The sequence below is a fragment of the Bifidobacterium sp. UTBIF-68 genome (genome assembly GCF_006408855.1).
Taxonomy (GTDB): domain Bacteria; phylum Actinomycetota; class Actinomycetes; order Actinomycetales; family Bifidobacteriaceae; genus Bifidobacterium; species Bifidobacterium reuteri.
This window is the reverse complement of the sequence record NZ_JFAN01000009.1, coordinates 19,390-37,026: the sequence shown is the minus strand read 5'-3', so window position 1 is coordinate 37,026 and position 17,637 is coordinate 19,390. Positions and strand designations below refer to the sequence as shown.

At 57.6% G+C, this 17,637-nt stretch carries 18 protein-coding genes, 2 tRNA genes and 1 pseudogene; 8 read left to right on the top strand and 13 right to left on the bottom strand.

Annotation, left to right across the window (positions count from 1 at the left end; translation table 11 throughout):
• Positions 1-174: 174 nt before the first annotated feature.
• Together BW14_RS03000 and BW14_RS02995 are read left to right on the top strand one after the other, a co-directional pair.
• The gene (locus BW14_RS03000; RefSeq protein ID WP_140489250.1) at positions 175-1,122 is read left to right on the top strand and encodes a succinate dehydrogenase/fumarate reductase iron-sulfur subunit; all 948 of its coding nucleotides are present in this window, start codon (positions 175-177) and stop codon (positions 1,120-1,122) included.
• A 78-nt stretch (positions 1,123-1,200) separates the two neighbouring features.
• Positions 1,201-1,866, top strand: coding sequence for an O-methyltransferase (locus BW14_RS02995; RefSeq protein WP_140489249.1), 666 nt, complete (start codon positions 1,201-1,203; stop codon positions 1,864-1,866).
• 25 nt (positions 1,867-1,891) lie between these two features.
• Here BW14_RS02995 and BW14_RS02990 read toward each other — a convergent pair whose 3' ends face one another.
• From BW14_RS02990 to BW14_RS02940, 11 genes and pseudogenes are all read right to left on the bottom strand, one after another.
• Entirely contained in the window at positions 1,892-2,743 is an 852-nt protein-coding gene (locus BW14_RS02990) for a TIGR00730 family Rossman fold protein (RefSeq protein WP_140489248.1), read from the bottom strand.
• A gap of 205 nt (positions 2,744-2,948) precedes the next feature.
• A pseudogene (locus tag BW14_RS02985) lies at positions 2,949-4,215 on the bottom strand (Na+/H+ antiporter NhaA); the annotation flags it as partial.
• A 216-nt stretch (positions 4,216-4,431) separates the two neighbouring features.
• A complete protein-coding gene (locus tag BW14_RS02980) occupies positions 4,432-5,670 on the bottom strand; it encodes a MalY/PatB family protein (protein ID WP_044088421.1) in 1,239 nt (412 codons plus the stop codon).
• Positions 5,671-5,793: 123 nt separating this feature from the next.
• A tRNA-Arg gene (locus BW14_RS02975) sits at positions 5,794-5,867 on the bottom strand.
• A 29-nt stretch (positions 5,868-5,896) separates the two neighbouring features.
• Positions 5,897-5,970: transfer RNA gene (locus BW14_RS02970), tRNA-Arg, on the bottom strand.
• A gap of 136 nt (positions 5,971-6,106) precedes the next feature.
• Positions 6,107-7,459 carry an ATP-dependent Clp protease ATP-binding subunit ClpX gene (gene clpX / locus BW14_RS02965; RefSeq protein WP_044088422.1) on the bottom strand — a complete coding sequence of 451 codons (1,353 nt, stop codon included), beginning with the start codon at positions 7,457-7,459 and terminating at the stop codon, positions 6,107-6,109.
• 187 nt (positions 7,460-7,646) lie between these two features.
• Positions 7,647-8,366, bottom strand: coding sequence for an ATP-dependent Clp protease proteolytic subunit (locus BW14_RS02960; protein WP_140462865.1), 720 nt, complete (start codon positions 8,364-8,366; stop codon positions 7,647-7,649).
• Between the two features lie 5 nt (positions 8,367-8,371).
• On the bottom strand, positions 8,372-8,989 hold the full coding sequence (locus BW14_RS02955; RefSeq protein WP_100494185.1) for an ATP-dependent Clp protease proteolytic subunit: 618 nt from the start codon (positions 8,987-8,989) through the stop codon (positions 8,372-8,374).
• A gap of 208 nt (positions 8,990-9,197) precedes the next feature.
• Positions 9,198-9,581: a hypothetical protein gene (locus BW14_RS02950; protein WP_044088424.1), complete on the bottom strand. Its 384-nt coding sequence runs from the start codon at positions 9,579-9,581 to the stop codon at positions 9,198-9,200.
• Positions 9,582-9,593: 12 nt separating this feature from the next.
• A complete protein-coding gene (locus BW14_RS02945; protein WP_052382013.1) occupies positions 9,594-13,025 on the bottom strand; it encodes a DEAD/DEAH box helicase family protein in 3,432 nt (1,143 codons plus the stop codon).
• A 76-nt stretch (positions 13,026-13,101) separates the two neighbouring features.
• Complete coding sequence (locus BW14_RS02940) at positions 13,102-13,353, bottom strand: DUF2442 domain-containing protein (protein ID WP_140489246.1); 252 nt, start codon at positions 13,351-13,353, stop codon at positions 13,102-13,104.
• Positions 13,354-13,661: 308 nt separating this feature from the next.
• Between BW14_RS02940 and BW14_RS11855 the strand changes: the two genes are divergently transcribed.
• Positions 13,662-13,844 carry a hypothetical protein gene (locus BW14_RS11855; RefSeq protein WP_181162281.1) on the top strand — a complete coding sequence of 61 codons (183 nt, stop codon included), beginning with the start codon at positions 13,662-13,664 and terminating at the stop codon, positions 13,842-13,844.
• On the opposite strand, the gene BW14_RS02935 is transcribed toward BW14_RS11855, so the two are convergent.
• Both BW14_RS02935 and BW14_RS02930 read right to left on the bottom strand, forming a co-directional pair.
• On the bottom strand, positions 13,824-14,105 hold the full coding sequence (locus tag BW14_RS02935) for a type II toxin-antitoxin system YafQ family toxin (protein ID WP_140489245.1): 282 nt from the start codon (positions 14,103-14,105) through the stop codon (positions 13,824-13,826). The genes BW14_RS11855 and BW14_RS02935 overlap by 21 nt on opposite strands.
• Positions 14,098-14,358 (bottom strand): type II toxin-antitoxin system RelB/DinJ family antitoxin, encoded by a 261-nt coding sequence (locus BW14_RS02930; protein ID WP_140489265.1) that lies wholly within the window; start codon positions 14,356-14,358, stop codon positions 14,098-14,100. Before BW14_RS02930 ends, BW14_RS02935 begins: the two co-directional genes overlap by 8 nt.
• Before the next feature lie 437 nt (positions 14,359-14,795).
• On the opposite strand from BW14_RS02930, the gene BW14_RS02925 reads away from it, so the two are divergent.
• From BW14_RS02925 to BW14_RS02905, 5 genes are all read left to right on the top strand, one after another.
• Positions 14,796-15,494: a hypothetical protein gene (locus BW14_RS02925; protein WP_140489244.1), complete on the top strand. Its 699-nt coding sequence runs from the start codon at positions 14,796-14,798 to the stop codon at positions 15,492-15,494.
• Between the two features lie 63 nt (positions 15,495-15,557).
• On the top strand, positions 15,558-16,295 hold the full coding sequence (locus BW14_RS02920; RefSeq protein WP_181162280.1) for a DUF4417 domain-containing protein: 738 nt from the start codon (positions 15,558-15,560) through the stop codon (positions 16,293-16,295).
• 3 nt (positions 16,296-16,298) lie between these two features.
• A complete protein-coding gene (locus BW14_RS12485; RefSeq protein ID WP_219847182.1) occupies positions 16,299-16,811 on the top strand; it encodes an EndoU domain-containing protein in 513 nt (170 codons plus the stop codon).
• A gap of 4 nt (positions 16,812-16,815) precedes the next feature.
• The gene (locus BW14_RS02910) at positions 16,816-17,193 is read left to right on the top strand and encodes a hypothetical protein (protein ID WP_140489242.1); all 378 of its coding nucleotides are present in this window, start codon (positions 16,816-16,818) and stop codon (positions 17,191-17,193) included.
• A 92-nt stretch (positions 17,194-17,285) separates the two neighbouring features.
• Positions 17,286-17,624, top strand: a complete 339-nt coding sequence (locus BW14_RS02905; RefSeq protein ID WP_140489241.1) for an RNA helicase — start codon at positions 17,286-17,288, stop codon at positions 17,622-17,624.
• Positions 17,625-17,637 lie beyond the last annotated feature (13 nt).

Genomic DNA, 17,637 nt, shown 5'->3' with positions numbered 1-17,637 from the left:
TAGGCGTTCAATCGATGGCTGGTTCTGTAGTTCGGCACGCCCCGACCGCTATTCGGCACGCCGACGTCGAGGAGCACCATCGGACCGGGGGCACGCCGCTGATCACAACCCCTCGCCGCCTAGGGCTTGTGGCACAATAAATTGGCTGATTAGAGACTTCATGGAGGCAGATGAATGGCTGAGGCGAACACAACAACGGTTACCCTGCACGTGCACCGGTTCACGCCACGCGCCGAACGCGCAGAACACGCACGCGGCGGCAGCCCGTTCGCCCGTAAGAGCTCTCCTTTCGGCGGTGGCGCAAGCGCTTCGGCGCGCCGCCGCCCACGCGGCAAGCAATGGGTGCAGGAGTACACGATTCCCGCACGGCCCTCGGACACCGTGCTTGACTGTCTGCTGACCATCAAACGCACCATCGACCCGACGCTGGCCTTCCGCTACTCGTGCGGTCATGGCATGTGCGGCTCGGACGCCGTGGCAATCAACGGTACGCCTACGCTGCTGTGCACGGCGGCCATTCGCGATTGGGCCAAGCAGCCCGGCACGTTGCCACAGGTGGACGATGAAGGTTTCCGCCATGTCGGGAACGACAAAGACGAGAACGCTGCCGCGAACGGCGAACAAGATGCCGAAACCGAGGCTCGATCACTGGGAGTCATCGAGCTCGCTCCCCTGCCGGGCTTCCCGCCGCAACGTGATCTCATTGCGGACATCGACCCGATGCTCGACCAGATTCGCAAACTCACCCCGTATCTTCAGGCGGACGGCATGCTCGCCACAACCGCCGAAGGCAAGGTGGATGCATTCGAATACCTCCAGCATCCCGAGCAGCTCGCCAAATACGAGACGCTGAGCAACTGCATCGCATGTGGCGTATGCGAAGGCTCCTGCCCGGTATTCGCAGGCGGCGACGCTTTCATCGGTCCCGCCGCGTTGGTCTGGGCATCACGGTTCATCAATGATTCCCGCGATTTCAAGGCCATGGAACGCATGGATGCCATCGACACGGCGGATGGCGTGGCCGCGTGCCAGTCCGTACGCGCATGCTCCCGTCACTGTCCTCGTGGCATCGACGTCGGCGAGGAGATGTGGCAGATCGTGGCCAAGGTCCGCGAACGATAGAGGGCGCCTGCACCCCTCCCATGCGGATGCGAACAGGATTGAAGCCAGACCGACTACATCGTCAAAAAGGTTGTTGCAATGGATAAAACACAGTACACGAATCTCGCCAAAGCGTGGGAGTTCACCGAGGAGCATGCCCTGGAACGCCAGACACCGGTTGTCGCCGCGGTACGGGCCAAAGCAGAGCAGGCCGGCCAGCCGCAAGGCTCCGCCGCGCAGGCGCAGTTGCTGGCCATGCTGGTCCATCTGACCGGCGCTTCTTCGGTGATCGCCATCGGCACCGGTTCCGTGGTGGAGACCGTACAATTGGTGCAGGCACTCAACGGCGGCGGCCAGCTCACCGCAGTGGACTCCACCGCCCAGGGCATCGCGATGATCCGCAAGGCCTTTGCCGATCTGCAGGACACCACCGACACATCGTTGCGCGCGGTCAATGCGCCCGCGCATGTGTTCCTGCCCAGACTCAACGGCGACGACTATGATTTCATCGTCGTCGCCGGCGATGCCGCGAATTATGCCGCCTCCTTCAATCAGGCATCGCGTCTGCTGCGCTCGCACGGCATCATCGCTTTCACCGATGTCCTTGCCACAGCGGGCGACCAGGGCGGTGTGCTGGACGCCGCCGATCGCAGCGTCAAAGCCACCGCCATGCGGGAGCTGATCGCCACAGTGGAGGATGACGCCGACTTCGAATCCACGCTTACGCCGGATGGCACCGGTCTGCTGATCGCCTGCAAGCGGTAGCCAGACACAGTGGCGGAAGCCTCATTCACAGCCCTTTGGTAACCATGTCCACGGCCTCGTCGGGATCATCGCTCATGGCGACCAGATGGGGATCTATGGAGGAGATCATCCCATGCTCCTTCACCGTGCCGTTCAGCCAGTCGAACAACCCCTGCCAGTAGGCTTTGTCGTACAATACGACGGGCATGTCGGCCACCTTGTGGGTCTGTACGAGGGTCAATAGTTCGAACATCTCGTCCAATGTGCCGAATCCTCCCGGGCAGACGATCACACCGGAGGAATACTTCACGAACATCGTCTTCCTGACGAAGAAGTAGCGGAAGCTCATGCCGAGATTCACCCATTGGTTCAATCCCTGTTCGTGAGGCAGCTCGATGCCGAGCCCCACCGACTTGCCGCCGGCGAGCGCCGCTCCCCTGTTCGCCGCTTCCATAATGCCGGGGCCGCCACCGGTGATGACCGCTATGTTCTTCTTGGCTATCAGACTGCCCATGCGACGTGCGGCCTTGTACGCAGGCTCGGTGCGCGCGGTACGTGCCGAGCCAAAAATGGCCACGGCTGGGCCAAGCTCGGCCAGCGCACCGAATCCATCCACGAACTCGGATTGGATCCGCAGCACACGCCAGGGATCCATATGCAGCCAGTCGGTATCCTGATCCGGTTTGAGCAGATTGGCCGTCGTGTTGTCGGACGGAATCATCTGTCCACGCAGAATCACCGGCCCACGATGATAGGTATCTCCCAACGGGGAGGCGTCATCCGAGTCGACTGAGGCGACAGTGTCGACAGGAGCGACGTCTCCCGTCTCGACGATCAGTGTCTCCTCGGCGTTTTTCCTGTCTTCGGCTTTCTTGGCCTTCTTTTGCTTCTTGGCCATCTGATGATCTCCTTGAATGTGCTCACGCCCTCGTCGCGCTTCTGCGATTGATGCAGACGTTCCGCCCGCATCTGCTCGATCTCCTCGGGCGTGAATGCCTCCATCGTCACGCTTTGCGTACCGTCGGCCAGCATGCCCGCATGTTCTTCGAACGTATGGTCGGCGGCATCTACGGCAGGTGCCGCGCCGGAACCGGTGGCCTTGCCTGCAGCCCTCAACGCGAATCGCTTCGATTGACGATGCAACAGTATACCGGCAACCAATGCGGAAATGAGCGAACCGACCAATACGCCGAATCGGGCTTCCGCCGACAATTCGGCATTGGTGTACGCCAGCGAGGCAATCAGGAAGGAGACCGTGAAACCGATGCCGCATGCGCAGGCGGTGGGCACCAGGTCACGTACCTTCAATCCTTTGGCCATGTTCAATCCGCCGACATGCGTCGCGATCCATGCGGTGAGGACGATGCCGAGGGGCTTGCCGACGGCCAACGCCACGATGAGCGCGATGACCAGAGGCGAGAGCATGAGCTCAGGGGTCAGTTCCGCGAAGTGCACGCCAGTGGCGAACAACGCGAAGATCGGCAAGGCGAGCAACGCGGAGAACGGCTGGAGCTTGGCGGCATATCGTTCGGCACGAGGCGAGGCCTCGCCGTGCATTTCGCGGGAGGGAGTGAACAGTCCCACCAGCACGCCTGCAAGCGTGGGATGCACACCGGCCTCGAACATCATCACCCAAGCCAGTATGCCGACGAATCCCACGGCGATCCATGGTATGCGTTTCATCCGCACCAGCAACGCCCAGACAGCCGTGCATACGGCGATGCCGACGAACCAGTACCAATCATTGAGCGACGAGAAGAACACCGCGATCAGGATGATGGCCAGCAGATCATCCACCGTGGCGAGCGTCATGAGGAACGCACGGATCGATCCCGGAAGCCCTTTGGCGAACAAGGCCAGCACGGCCAGCGAGAACGCGATATCCGTTGCCGTGGGCACCGCCCAGCCATGGACCAGTTCGCCGAACGGGATGATGCTGCCGGTGCTGGGAAGCACCACATTGCCCACGCCGCCGGGACCGTACTGGGAGAACAGTGCGGACACGATAACGAACAGTATCGGCGGTACCAGCATGCCTCCTGCAGCGCACAGCATCGGCACGGCTGCGGCCTTGGGATTGGACAGCGAACCGGTGGTGAGCTCCTGTTTGAGTTCGAGTCCCACGGTCAGGAAGAATATCGTGAGCAGACCGTCCTGGGCCCAATGGCCGATAGGCAGATCGATGTTGGTGTAAGGTATGCCGATCTGCGTTTCCGCGATTGTTTCGAACAGGTGATAGGTCAACGGAAGATTGGCCGCTATGAGTCCGACCAGCGCGAAGCCGAGCATGATCAGTCCGGAGACGCGGTCCGAGGCGGCGAGTCGTTTGATGGAGTTCCATAGCCGCCATTGCGAAGTCTTCGTCACCATCTCATGCTCCTTGCTCTTCATCACCTAACGACAACAACCGTTGCACACAGACCGCGGTGTTTCAGGGAAACCGGCGTGGTATCGGCATCTTGATCAGTCCGGTCGAATATGGTTGGCTGAGTGCTCGCCCCAGTATGTTCGTACGTCCTTCCATATTACGAAATGGCTACGGACGTTCCACCCCGGGCTGAGCGGAGAACAAACGACCATCGTCGGCTATCGCTCGGACAACGCCGTCTCGAGCCGGTCGAGCACACGTTCGAGCAGTGCGGTCGGACAGGCCAGATTGATGCGTTCGAAGTAGTCGCCGGATGCGCCGAAGATGGAGCCTTCGTCGAGCCAGACACGTCCGCGCACGTGCATGAACGTGCACAGGGCTTCAGGTGAATCGAATCCCAGCCCCCGGCAATCAAGCCAAGCCAGATAGGTGCCTTCGGGCTCGATGAGCCGTATGCCGTCGACACGTCCGGCGAATGCGCGCAGCAATCCCAGATTGCGTTCGAGCACGACCATGAGCTGGTCCAGCCAACCTTCGGCGTGCTGGTAAGCGGCCTGGCACGCCACCATGCCGAAATGGCCGACATTCAACCCGCCGATGTTCTCGGCGGCTGTATCGAACCGTCGCTTGAGCCCGGCATTGGGAATGATCACATTGGAGCACAGCAGACCGGCGAGGTTGAACGTCTTGGACGGCGCGGTGAATTCGATCACGTTGTCGGCATATGCGGATCCGAGCGTGGAGAACATCGTGGCCCGGTGTCCGGGATACGTGAAGTCGGCATGGATCTCGTCGCACAGTACCACCACATCATGGTCCCGGCAGATGTCGCCGATGCGACGCAGCTCGTCGGCCGTCCAGACGCGGCCTACCGGATTGTGCGGATTGCATACCAGCATGGCGGTGCATCTGGGATCGGATGCCTTGGTTTCAAGATCATCGAAATCGATGACGTAGCGGCCGGATCGCTCATCCAGTATCAGCTCGTTGTCGAGAATGGTCAGACCGTTGTGCTCACAGGCCATGGTGAACGGGTAATAGACAGGGCGCTGGATGATGACCTTATCCCCCGGATGGGTCACCGCGCGCAACGCAGTGTTGACTGCGGGCATCACGCCATCGGAAAGGCTCACCCACTCCGGCTTCACATCGAAGCCGTGACGGCGTTTCATCCAGCCGATCAGTGCGTCGAAGTATTCGTCGGTGACGTAGTCGTACCCGAACACGTCACGGGAGGCGGACTCGACCAAGGCCTGCATGATTTCAGGAGCGGGCTTGAACTCCATATCCGCGACCGACAGCGGCACCACGTCGGCGCTGTCCGGCCCCATCTGCTCGGCGATCTCATGCCATTTATACGACGTGGATCCATGCCGTTCGAGAATGGTATCGAAATCATATCGGGCCAACCGCTCCTGCGCCACCGCACTCCGTCCTTCCACTACGCTGATGGTCATCCTTGATGACCAACCGCAAACCCACATCATCGTAGCCGCACGCCGCATATCCGCAGACCCGCATGCCGAACATGGACCTTCATTGGAAAAGCCCCGGAAGCATACGCTTTCGGGGCTTTATCGTGCGCCGGACAGGATTCGAACCTGCGACCTGCTGATCCGTAGTCAGCTGCTCTAATCCGCTGGGCTACCGGCGCATACCACTGTTATCCCCGTGGTTCGGGAGTGCGCCGGACAGGATTCGAACCTGCGACCTGCTGATCCGTAGTCAGCTGCTCTAATCCGCTGGGCTACCGGCGCATGTTGTCGTTCAAACAACTCGATATATAATACCCACTTCTTGCCATCTCGCAACTCGGCGTGTCGCATCGTGACACATACGCGGAACCGCGTCATACCAACGGTTTTCCGCTTTTCCGTCTCCGAAACGACCCGATCACGCCTCTCGAAGTCGACCGGCATCATCCGGCTGCATGGCGGTCTGCAAGAGCTTTGGGCTTCCCTCTCCAAGCACGCTCGCCTTGTCGACGATCACCTGACGCACGTCTTCGAGACTGGGAATGCGGAACATCGTATCCTGCAGCGTCCGTTCGATGATGGTGCGCAATCCCCTTGCACCTATGCCCTGGCTGATGGCGGTTTCGGCGATGGCTCGAATAGCCTCTTCGGTGAATGCCAGGTCGACCCCGTCCACTGCGAACAATTTGCGGTATTGTTTCACCAAGGCGTTCGCGGGGGTCGTCAGCACTGCGACAAGATCGTCCGCATCCAGTTCCCGCAGCACACTGGTCACCGGAAGGCGACCGATGAATTCCGGAAGCAAACCGAATTCGGCAAGATCATCCGCATTGACCTGTTCCAGCAATTGCGCATCGTCCAGATCGGCATTATGCCAATTCGTGCCGAATCCGGTTTCACGCCGCCCCAGCCGCTTGCGAATGATGTCCGTCAGGCCGATGAACGCCCCACCGCAGATGAACAGGATGCCGCGCGTGTCCATCTGCACGGTGTCCTGTTCCTTGTGCTTGCGACTGCCTTCCAGTGGCACGGACGCTATGGTGCCCTCCAGAATCTTGAGCAGAGCTTGCTGCACGCCTTCGCCTGACACATCACGGGTGATGGATGTGTTCTCCCCCGATTTACGGGCGATCTTGTCGATCTCGTCGATATAGATGATGCCATGCTGCGCCCTGCCGACGTCTCCGTCAGCGGCCTGCAGCAGTCGCTGGAGAATGGTCTCCACGTCATCGCCGACGTATCCGGCTTCGGTCAACGTGGTGGCATCGGTGATCACGAACGGCACGTTCATCACCCTCGCCAATGATTGCGCCAGATAGGTCTTGCCCACGCCGGTGGGACCGAGCAGCAGGATGTTGGATTTCGCCACTTCGACATCCGCCAACGGATCGCGGGCATCGTTGACGCCTTTCCGCCGTACGCCCGCATGAGCGCGCTCCGAACCGTCCAGACGGAGGGCATCGTCCTCAAGTTCCATATTGACGCGTTTGTAATGGTTGTAGACAGCCACGGACAGTGTTCGTTTCGCGTCATTCTGCCCCACCACATACCTGTTCAGATATTCGAAGATCTGAGCCGGTTTGGGCAGTTGCAACGCATTGACTTCGGCGTCCTTGACACGCTCCTCCGCGATGATATCCACACACAGCGCGATGCATTCATCGCAGATGGAGGCATTCGGGCCGGCCACGAGTTTCTTGACCTGGCGCTCGGTCTTACCGCAGAACGTGCAACGCGGTACGTCGTCGTTATAGCTCACTACACGCCCCATAATGCTCCTTCGCCGTCTGTACACGCTGTTCGACGTCGTATGACCACGACGACACCGGAACCATCGCATGGCACAGGCGTCGTTCTCGCCGTTTTCTAACACAATACCCCCGGCCGACACAGGCCGAGGGTATTGCAATGCCCATATTCGAAAGGCACGAAGTGCGCCTTCTCTGGTTCACGCCCGATTACCGGCGGTGTTCCAGCACCTCGTCCACGATGCCGTATTCCTTGGCTTCAGAAGCGGTCAGGAAGGTGTCCACCTCGATGTCGCGGCGGATCTTCTCCACATCCTGACCGGTGTGCTTGGCGAGGGTCTCCTCCAGCCATTCGCGCATGCGCAGCATCTCCTTGGCCTGGATCTCGATCTCCGTGGCCTTGCCGAATCCCTGGTCGATGGCCGGCTGGTGGATGAGCACGCGGGCGTTCGGCAGCATCAGACGCTTGCCCTTAGTGCCGGAGGCCAGCAGGATAGCGGCGGCGGAGGCGGCCTGACCAAGGCAGACGGTCTGCACGTCGGGCTTGATGTACTGCATCGTGTCGTAGATGGCGGTCATGGCGGTCATCGAACCGCCGGGAGAATTGATGTACATCATCACGTCACGGTTCGGGTCCTGGGATTCCAAAACCAGAAGCTGGGCCATCACGTCGTCGGCGGAGGCGTCGTCCACCTGCACGCCGAGGAAGATGATGCGGTCCTCGAACAGGCGGGAGTATGCATCCTGGGTCTTCATGCCGTACGGGGTCTTCTCCACGAACTGCGGCATGATGTAACGGTTCGTCGGCATCTGGGCGGGCGCGGCGGCAAACGCCTGAGCGCGGGCGGCGGCGGGCATGAAACCGGCCACGCCGGAGCGCCCGGCCAGACGGTCGGCGCGGGCCGCGAACTTCGCTTCTTCACTTGCCATGAGTCTCACTCCCCCTTGTTTCCGATGGTGTCCGGCGTGGTCACGAGCTTGTCCACGAAACCGTATTCGAGGGCTTCCTGCGCGGTGAACCAGTGGTCGTACTCGTTGTCGCGGTAGATCTCCTCGACGGTGTGGCCGGTCTGTTCGGCTGTCAGCTCGCTCATGGTCTTCTTCATGTCCATGATGAGTTCGGCGTTGATGCGCACGTCGGTGGCGGTGCCGCCGATGCCGCCGGAAGGCTGGTGCATGAGCACACGGGCGTGCGAGGTCAGGTAACGCTTGCCCTTGGTGCCGGAGCTCAGCAGGAACTGGCCCATGGATGCGCACATGCCGAGGCCTACGGTCGCCACATCCGGCTCGATGAGCTGCATGGTGTCGTAGATGGCCATGCCGGCGGTGATGGAGCCGCCCGGAGAGTTGATGTACAGCCAGATGTCCTTCTTCGGATCCTCCGCCGCCAGCATCAGCAGCTGGGCGCAAATGCGGTTGGCCATATCGTCCTTGACCTCTTCGCCCATCCAGATGATGCGGTCCTTGAGCAGACGGTTGAAAATCGGGTCGACGGGGCCGGCCGGGACGTCCTCGCCCGCCATGACCGGCAAGGTCGCAAAGGTATTGCTCACCTTGGTACTCCTTCTAATAACTCGAACATTGTTCAGACTACCGCCTTGAAGCGACTGCCGGCGGAATTTCGCCTGCATTTCGGCGGCAAGCGTAGGCGCAGGGGCGCTCGATTCCGCAATCCTCGCGCCGACAGTCCGATTCCATCGCCCCCGTCTCACCCCGGCATCCGGCATCGCGGCGCCCCTAGGAAACTGCCTCGCGATTGGCTTATTCCAACGTGTCGAGCACATCGTCGATGAGGAGCCGCTCCTGCGTTCGGGCGCCATCGTCTTTCAGTCTCGGGAACCGGCGTTCCGCGTTTGCCGGGCTCGCCCCCGCCGCCCGCGCCACGTTCGACTTGCTCGCCCCACGCGCCACGGCCTTCTCGGCGAGCCGATCGACCAGCGAGTCCGACACCTGCCGCATCTGTTCGGCTACCCATAGCTGGGCCATGTCCTGGCTGAGGCCGTAGTCCTCGACCAGTTCGCTGGACGCCTCCTGGATGGCCGCCCACAGCACCATGAACGGCTTGCGGTAGTAGCCGATCCGCTCGGCGAGCGGCTCGCCGGCAAGCTCCTCCAACGCCCTGCGGTCCTCCGTGTTCGCGGACATGCGCCCCCTCCCCTACATCCGCATGGTATCGGCGTCGCCCGGCAGCATGGCGTTCTGCTTGACCTTGCGGATGCACAACACGAGATCGCCCATTTGCTTGGCATCGAACAGTTTCATCATCGGCCGTGGCCTGTCGAACGGCGGCTTGGTCAGTTGCTCGGGTTCGAGATAGCCGTTGCGCTCGACGTAATCCACCACCGTGTGCAGGAAATTGATCTGCGCCTGATTCAACGTATGGGTGTTGATGAAGTCGGCGAACGCATCCATCGCCGCCTGATGGTCGAGCTTGGCGATGCGCCGCACCAGCAGGCCGAACGGCATCGAGCCGTATGAGGTCTCGTATTCAATTCGCGAACCGAGTTGGCGGACCAGTATGCGCTCGAGCTCGCTGTAATCGTCGACATCCAGCGGCTCGTTATGCCGCAGCTTGCGGATTACGCCATCTTCCCTGTGCTCGTTGACATATCGATTGACCTTGAGCTTGTAATCCTCAAAATGCTCGGTGATGTCGAACGGCAGGTTTTCCGTGCGCTCGATGAGCGGATCGGTCAGGTCGGTGACGATGATTCTGCGCGCGCCGGAATCCGCGATAAAGCGGACGAGGCCACGCAACTGAAGTCGCACCTGTTCCAGTTCGGCCACGGACATTCCAGACAGGTGCTCTTCATCGTGAGCGAGCGAGGCGATCAGCTCCTTATGACTGTTCACCTGCGGTATGGTCATTCGATCATAGAGACGTGCGGCGAGCGCCCTGACTTTCGTCGCGTATGTCGCACTGGCCGCACCCGTTGCACGGGCCACCATGAACCCGTACATGAGCGCATCGAATCGCAGCGCGTATATGTCGTCTTCGTCATAATGGGCCAGCGGGGCAAGTTCCGTGGCGAGTTCTCGCACGTTGAGATCGTCCAATGACGTGAACACGTCGCGGTTGCGGTACCGTTCGACGTATTCGCGCTTGAGTCGTACCGCGACCTTGTTCACATCCCAGCCGTTGATTTGGCCGCACACATCGTCTACCAGCGTTTCGCGCCACTGGGCTATCTGCTGGTCGTCAAGGTATGTGCCTGATTGGAAGGCGTGGATGAGTTCGGCTTTACGCGCGAAGATGCGCTCGCTCACCGAGGCGGCCGGCTTGTCTTCTACGACGTTTGTCTGTTCGCGGAAGAACGCGAAGTTGCCGCAGTAGTCGAAGATCTTGAAATATCGTTTGCCGAAGTGTTCCTCGCCACCGTCCACGCAGTCGAGTTCCGGGCACAGTCTGGTGCCTCGGCCGATCATCTGCCAGAACTTGATCTTGGACCGCACCTTCTTGAAGAACACGAGATTGACGACTTCGGGCACGTCGACGCCGGTGTCCATCATGTCGACGGATACGGTGATGACCGGATTCGGTTTGTGTTTGAATTCGGCGATGATGCTGTGCGCATAGTCCTCACTGTGCAGCACGGCTTTGATGAATCCGTTGGATGATTCCTTCGGATAGAGCCGTGCATACCGTTCGACGATAAAGCGGGCATGCAGTTGGTTTGCCGCGAAGATGATGGTTTTGCCGAGCCGCTCGCCGCCGTCGGTTCGGATGCCGTGATCGTGCAGGTCCTGCAATACGATATCGACGGTCTTCGGATTCATCACATACTTGTTGAGCGCGTCCGCATCGATATGATCGGGAATATCGGCCTTGCCGTCGTCTTCGTCCGCGCTGTCGCCGAAGTCCTCCTCGTAACGGACCCTGTCTTCTTCGGACAGCTCGTCGTAGGTGATGCCTTCGTCCATGAACTTCGTTTTGGCTTCGATGTTCTGATACGGCACAAGCACATGGTCTTTGAGCGCGGTCGCGTATTCGTACACGTACGTAGGCACGCCATGTTCGACGTGGAAGAAATCGTAGGTATTGCGATCCACTTCGTTGCGCGGCGTGGCGGTGAGCCCGACCATGATCGCGTCGAAATGCTCGAAAATCACCCGGTATTTCTTGAAGATCGAACGGTGGGCCTCATCCACGATGATCAGGTCGAAATGTCCGGCCGAGAACGCAGGTTTGCCGTCCGCTCCGGCTTCCGTGTCTATGGCGTTGATCATGGTCTGGTAGGTGGAGAAGACCACGCGCGCGTCCGCATCATGTTTGTTGTCGCATAGATTGCACAGCGACCAGTCGGGATAGTATTCGCCATATGCGCTATTCGCCTGCGAGACGAGTTCGACGCGGTCGGCGAGGAACAGTACGTTCTTGACGAGTCCGGCGCGCATGAGTACGTCGGCGAGCGCTGCGGAGACTCGCGTCTTGCCGGTGCCGGTGGCCATGACGAGCAGGCTGCGGCGTTGCCTTTGGTTGAGGTTCTCGCACACGGCTTGGATGGCTTCGAGCTGATAGTAGCGGCCGTCACCGCCCGCGACAGAACGGTTGACGGGGACGGTGGACGGGTCGATGGCGTTGCGGCGCCGGTCGATGATGCGTTGCAGGTCGTCCTGGGCGAACACTTCGCCGACTTCACGGTATGAGCCGTTGTCGTCGTCCACAAAATACGTGCGGTAGCCGTTGGAGATGAAGATAAGCGGACGGTAGCCGAATTGTCGTTCGAGACAATTGGCATAGAGGCGTGCTTGTTGCAATCCTTTTGCCGGCTCGTATGAGGTGCGTTTGGCTTCGATGATGGCGAGTGGTTTGCCGTCGCGTCCATTGAGCAGGTAATCGATGCGACCTTGTTGTCCCGGATTTCCTTCCATACCGGTGACCGGATACTCTTCTATGACGTCGCGCTGCATGTTCCAGCCGACCAATTGCAGGTCAAGGTCGATGAACCGTTTGCGCGTCTCGTATTCGCTGTACTCGTCGGCGGGAAGCTTCGGCATGGCCGGCTGTTCGGCCTTGCGGGCGGCAAGCTGGTCGCTTAACGCGCGAATCCGCTCTTCGAGTTGTGCGATGCGCACAGTCTGCTCACCAAGCTGCGCCTCGTATTCCTTACGCGCGGCGTCTTCCTGGGCTTTGCGTTGCTTGGCCGCGAGTGCATGGCTGACTGCCGGAACCTGTTTGGGATCGAAGACACGTTTGGTATAACGGCTACCGTAGCTGTAGTCGATCCATTGGATGAACAGGAAGAGAATCTTCAGGGAAAACAACGCATCTTCGGGCTTGAGCTGCGCATTGCGATGGGCGGCCATATTGCCGGCCGTGATGATGTATTGCAAGGATTCCCACAGGCGGTTGTCTGCGAGAGCGTCGCGGAAGGTGGGTTCGTGGACGAGAGACTGCAGGTTGTCTTTGTATGGTGGTTTAACGGTCTCGTCGGCGGCATACACCCATTTGACGGCGAGCTCGAACGCGCGGCGAGCCGCCAACGCGCTGATGGTGGGCGACAGCGACATCGCCCGCTCCGCCTCCAGACACGCATCGGCGAACATCTCATAATTGCTCTGCCCGATGAGGAACGAGAAGTTTGCCATTGCTCGACTCCTTTGTCTGCAGCCACCCATCACACACTGTAGGCCGCACAATCATATGGACTGTAATAGGTTTGTGCTACGCGACCGTCATATCCGAACGAATCCGTTCGGGGGCTATGTCCATGCCGTTTGACCAGGTCGGAGCACCGGCGACAAGCCGCACGCTGCGGAACATGCTAGGATCTCGCAATGCTTGGAATGCACCTTGATCAAGGTATTTCGTCATATCGAAGATTCCTGAAGCACCATCCGAACATATCACATGGAGCTTGTAGCCATCCAATGGCCGCACTTCAGTTACCTCACACAGATAATCAAGAAATGACATGACTCCGCTCCTTGTGATCATCGGCATACATGCGAACGATGATGCCGAAGAACATACTTACAATCGGCATGCCGTCCCCCTTCTGGGCCTGAGACAAGGTTTCCTTGTACTAGGTCATCATACTATCGGATTCGTGAAGTCAATGACGAGCTTATTGACGCAACACAAAGCGAGCTCCTGATACATGCTCTGATAACTGCACAGGCGCATTTCCCCGAGGTCACTCGGAAATATCAACTTGGCGCAGATATGGACTACACCATTTCGCGTCACATCAACGACAAAGACAAAGCCAAACAGCTGCTTGCATGGAAACCGCCGGAATTCTGACAACTATTACTGTGGCGTCGACCATCGTTCCCGTGAACATGGAATCGACGCCACCGTTGCTATTCGGCGAAGTAGCGTTGGGCCAGGCTGTCGTAGAGGGTGTTGAGACGGTCGAGCTGCTGGCGGGTGGCGGCTTTGAATTAATAGAGTTGGTCGTGTGAACCCGTTCGAGTGAGCACCAGTTGCAACTCTCCGCGATCAACGCGGTAGATGAGCAACCAGTCGCCCTCAATATGAATCTCCCGGTATCCTTTCCAGTTGTTCACCAACGCATGGTCACGGTATTTGGTCGACAATAAGTCACGATCTTCGGCCATCAACGTCTCGACGGCCTTGCGCAGCTTGTCCGGATCATAGTTTTTCTTAAGCAACCCTTTGAAATCCTTCTTGAACTGCGTGGTGCGAAAGACGGATCTAAGCATCCATAAGGTCCTTCATCAAATCGTTCACCGACGAGAACGACGCCCCCTGACGAATATCGGCCTGACGACGCGCCTCCGCGTTAGCCGGGTTCTCCCTTGTGGCGCGGAACGGCATACCGTTATCCGTAAGTGATTGACGCAGGAACATGTTCAGAGCGGTCGATAAGTCCAACCCCATCGACTCATACAGCTCCTTCGCCTGCCGCTTGATCTGCGGATCCGTCCGAAATGTGATCGTTGCTGTATCCCCCATCACACACCTCCATCAATCAACAATGTATAAACATTGTAATACAACATGCGCGGATTAACGAATGATATGTCATTGCGACAATCAGCAAACACTGACGCCATTCATGCGAAGTAGCGTTGGGCCAGGCTGTCGTAGAGGGTGTTAAGACGGTCTAGCTGCTGGCGGGTGGTGGCCTTGAGGGATTCGACCTGCGTGACAAACCATCTGCGCTGATCTCACTTACACCACAAGACACACATTCTCTTACTCGTCCGCAGCATCAATACCACACGTATCGCATCCTTTAGCAACACCACCCACAAGATGATGTCATTGTATGCACATCGATTTTTGAATATCTCTTGACGTTATATTGCATGCACTGTATACTGTGAGCCATGAATAGCATAGAATTGCCTTTCCCCTGGAAAGAAGTTTCCAACGCAGCCTCGGAAGACATGACCGACACGCTAGCCAGAATCGGCGCGGCACCAACTCGCGAAACGCAACAGCCCATCAGCAAGGACACAATCCTCGAACAACTTGCCGGCTGTCCACTAACCTACGGCGATATGACCGACGCCGATGTAATCAGGGACAATATGATGACCACACCCAGATCGGTCCGCTCCTACTACGTCATGGGCCACCGTTGGGTACGCGTACGTAATATGGAGACCGATCTCGAAGTCATGCTTCGCCTTCAGTCCAGAATGCCGGAATCACGCGAGATCTACATCTCATCCGTCATCGTTCCCTTCAACCAAGGCCATGAAATCAGCGGCAATGATTTGAGGGACATCCCGGTGGCCGCCATCGCCACCGCATATTCGCGGCATGAAGTGCAGAACATCATCGCTCTCAACCGAGCATTCGCGCTCGGAACCAGCGACCAAACCGATCCGATGTCCCCGCTTCCCAAAGCCAGTGGCTCCGACCAGTTCCTCGCCCTCGTCGGGCGCCAATACGATGCCATCGAACAAGCAAACCCCGGCAGGAACATCGCCAAACTCCTCGCGGAGCACAACAACACGAAGCTTCCCAACGCCCAGCGATGGATCGCCACAGCACGCAAACGTGGATTCCTAGCCCCAGCAGCCAAAGGACAACGACCGAATAAAAGGGACAACCATCAAGACGAACAGTCAGATAAATAAAGTCACAGGCCAAACGATTTCTTAACAATGGCCGGCGGATCAGTAAGGAGAATTCATAAGAATATGCAATATGAAGAGAGCAACATGATACCTCTGTTCGATGTGCCGGCCACGCCAAAGCCAAAATCCACGACGCCTATATGGGATGACTTACCGGACTGCTTCTGGGAAGGAGTCGAATTGCGCGGCGACTACGACATGCCACGCATCCAAGGAATCCAGATAGATATGGACAGAATCAAGGATCTGGTCGCTTTTAATAAGACCAGACACTCTGATATCTCTAAATCATTTATTCACTTCTTCCTCCATGACATACATTTCAAGGTATTGCTTAGGCATCCCCAGCGATATTTGCAATTATTCAATTCGGCAGCAGGAATCCTCTCACCGGACTTTAGCCTATACAGGAATGCTCCTCTATGGATGCAGGAGAGAAACTGCGCATATAACCGACTGGTCGGACGATATTATCAGCGTCATGGTATTACAACCGTGGCAACAGTCCGTTGGGGAAATGAAAAGAGCTTCGCCTTCTGCTTTGACGGTATTGACAAAGGTTCCACTGTCGCAATCGGAACTCATGGTTGTATCCGAACCAAGGAAGATCGTCATATGTTCATGCTCGGATTACGTGAATTGTTCAGAGTCGTCGACCCCTGTCTAGTCATTGTATATGGCGATATACCAGAAGAGGTCTTTGCCCCGTTTATCAAGGAGTACGGTCCTCAACGGTTTCTTCATTTCACTAGCGATATTCGTAAAACACACATGATAACTAGCGCAAAGGGAGAGAACTAAGCAATGGGATCAGGCGAGTCAGGCCGATATTACACATCACACGGCAGTCGGCTTGTCCATCATCAAGGCATCATTCATAGCCTTGACGGTGAGTACACGCATAGAAACGGACATCCCGATCGCCTCAAAGCCGGAGGCCACGGTCAAATCGCAATGGAAATCATGGACCTGAATGGCATCGAATACCATGTCGTTGTCACTTATCCTAATGGTGTCCGTACCGGATACGTGCCGAGACATAAATACACTCCGAAAAGAACCGGTATACGGCAGACTTGGTTTCCTCAACATTGGGGAGAACGAGACATTACCAACGCGGCAGAACACATCATGCAGCTGAAAAGCAACCGGAACGCGCCGGATGGCCACATCATCTGGGGAACATGGAAACGAGTAAGAGTCGGCGTAATCAAACGAAACGGACTCGCGGATACCGTGTTCCCCGCAGAAGTACAGCCTGACTATTTGTGGCGGAAGAACAAGGCAACACGAAAGAATAGACCAGGAAGGATTTGAGGATATGTTCAACATCGATAAAGTACGCGGAATCTTAGCCCGATACGAGCATATTCACCCGGAAGATTCATACAGCCTCAACCAATATTGGAAAGATCTTTCCGATGCACTGCTCGAAGACGTAAACGGGTATATATCGTTCCTTATGAATAGCTGCACCAGTCAGGAGTTGGTTCTGCTGAGTGAAGTCAATGACGAGCTTATCGACGCAACACAAAGCGAGCTTCTGATACATGCTCTGAAAACAGCACAGGCGCGTTTCCCCGAGGTCACTCGGAAATATCAACTTGATGCAGATCTGGACTTCACCATTTCGCGTCATATCAACGACAAAGACAAAGCCAAACAGCTGCTTGCATGGAAGCCGTCGGAGCTCAAATAACGATTGCAGCGGCGTGCGGTGGCGGCGATCGTCATTTCTGCGTATCCCATCAATGACCGGACTGCACACAAACTGATAGAGAGATACGGTAAATGAGTGACAAAATTGATACCATTCGTATTCAGCTTGATTTTTTACAAGGGGCAATCTGGCCTTCGGATTTCGAAACCGGAGAGCCGCTGACCGGTAATGCGATAGTGGATAACGATGAGCAAATCCGTCAATTGAACAAGACAATCGGCGACTTATTTACCTCATACTATGAGCTGGATTCGCACGGTCAAGCCTGCTGGTTCAACCGCAACAAGGAACGACATGACAAAGCGACCATGCTGCGTCTGCTCGGCGAACTGAATGCAAGATTGCACGCCGTTAACGACGGTTCTTTCATTGTTGACGACCGGGAAACGAGTCGAGTCAGAAAACTGTAGACGATATGGGTGG

What these genes read in the sequence shown, in the direction of transcription:
- BW14_RS02920 (WP_181162280.1), top strand. Translation starts at nt 15,558, where the DNA reads ATGCAATATGAAGAGAGCAACATGATACCTCTGTTCGATGTGCCGGCC.
- BW14_RS02945 (WP_052382013.1), bottom strand. Translation starts at nt 13,025, where the DNA reads ATGGCAAACTTCTCGTTCCTCATCGGGCAGAGCAATTATGAGATGTTC.
- BW14_RS02990 (WP_140489248.1), bottom strand. Translation starts at nt 2,743, where the DNA reads ATGGCCAAGAAGCAAAAGAAGGCCAAGAAAGCCGAAGACAGGAAAAAC.
- clpX (WP_044088422.1), bottom strand. Translation starts at nt 7,459, where the DNA reads ATGGGGCGTGTAGTGAGCTATAACGACGACGTACCGCGTTGCACGTTC.
- BW14_RS02935 (WP_140489245.1), bottom strand. Translation starts at nt 14,105, where the DNA reads ATGCTTAGATCCGTCTTTCGCACCACGCAGTTCAAGAAGGATTTCAAA.
- BW14_RS02960 (WP_140462865.1), bottom strand. Translation starts at nt 8,366, where the DNA reads ATGGCAAGTGAAGAAGCGAAGTTCGCGGCCCGCGCCGACCGTCTGGCC.
- BW14_RS02930 (WP_140489265.1), bottom strand. Translation starts at nt 14,358, where the DNA reads ATGGGGGATACAGCAACGATCACATTTCGGACGGATCCGCAGATCAAG.
- BW14_RS02980 (WP_044088421.1), bottom strand. Translation starts at nt 5,670, where the DNA reads ATGACCATCAGCGTAGTGGAAGGACGGAGTGCGGTGGCGCAGGAGCGG.
- BW14_RS02950 (WP_044088424.1), bottom strand. Translation starts at nt 9,581, where the DNA reads ATGTCCGCGAACACGGAGGACCGCAGGGCGTTGGAGGAGCTTGCCGGC.
- BW14_RS11855 (WP_181162281.1), top strand. Translation starts at nt 13,662, where the DNA reads ATGGAAACCGCCGGAATTCTGACAACTATTACTGTGGCGTCGACCATC.
- BW14_RS02905 (WP_140489241.1), top strand. Translation starts at nt 17,286, where the DNA reads ATGAGTGACAAAATTGATACCATTCGTATTCAGCTTGATTTTTTACAA.
- BW14_RS02925 (WP_140489244.1), top strand. Translation starts at nt 14,796, where the DNA reads ATGACCGACACGCTAGCCAGAATCGGCGCGGCACCAACTCGCGAAACG.
- BW14_RS03000 (WP_140489250.1), top strand. Translation starts at nt 175, where the DNA reads ATGGCTGAGGCGAACACAACAACGGTTACCCTGCACGTGCACCGGTTC.
- BW14_RS02940 (WP_140489246.1), bottom strand. Translation starts at nt 13,353, where the DNA reads ATGTCATTTCTTGATTATCTGTGTGAGGTAACTGAAGTGCGGCCATTG.
- BW14_RS12485 (WP_219847182.1), top strand. Translation starts at nt 16,299, where the DNA reads ATGGGATCAGGCGAGTCAGGCCGATATTACACATCACACGGCAGTCGG.
- BW14_RS02910 (WP_140489242.1), top strand. Translation starts at nt 16,816, where the DNA reads ATGTTCAACATCGATAAAGTACGCGGAATCTTAGCCCGATACGAGCAT.
- BW14_RS02995 (WP_140489249.1), top strand. Translation starts at nt 1,201, where the DNA reads ATGGATAAAACACAGTACACGAATCTCGCCAAAGCGTGGGAGTTCACC.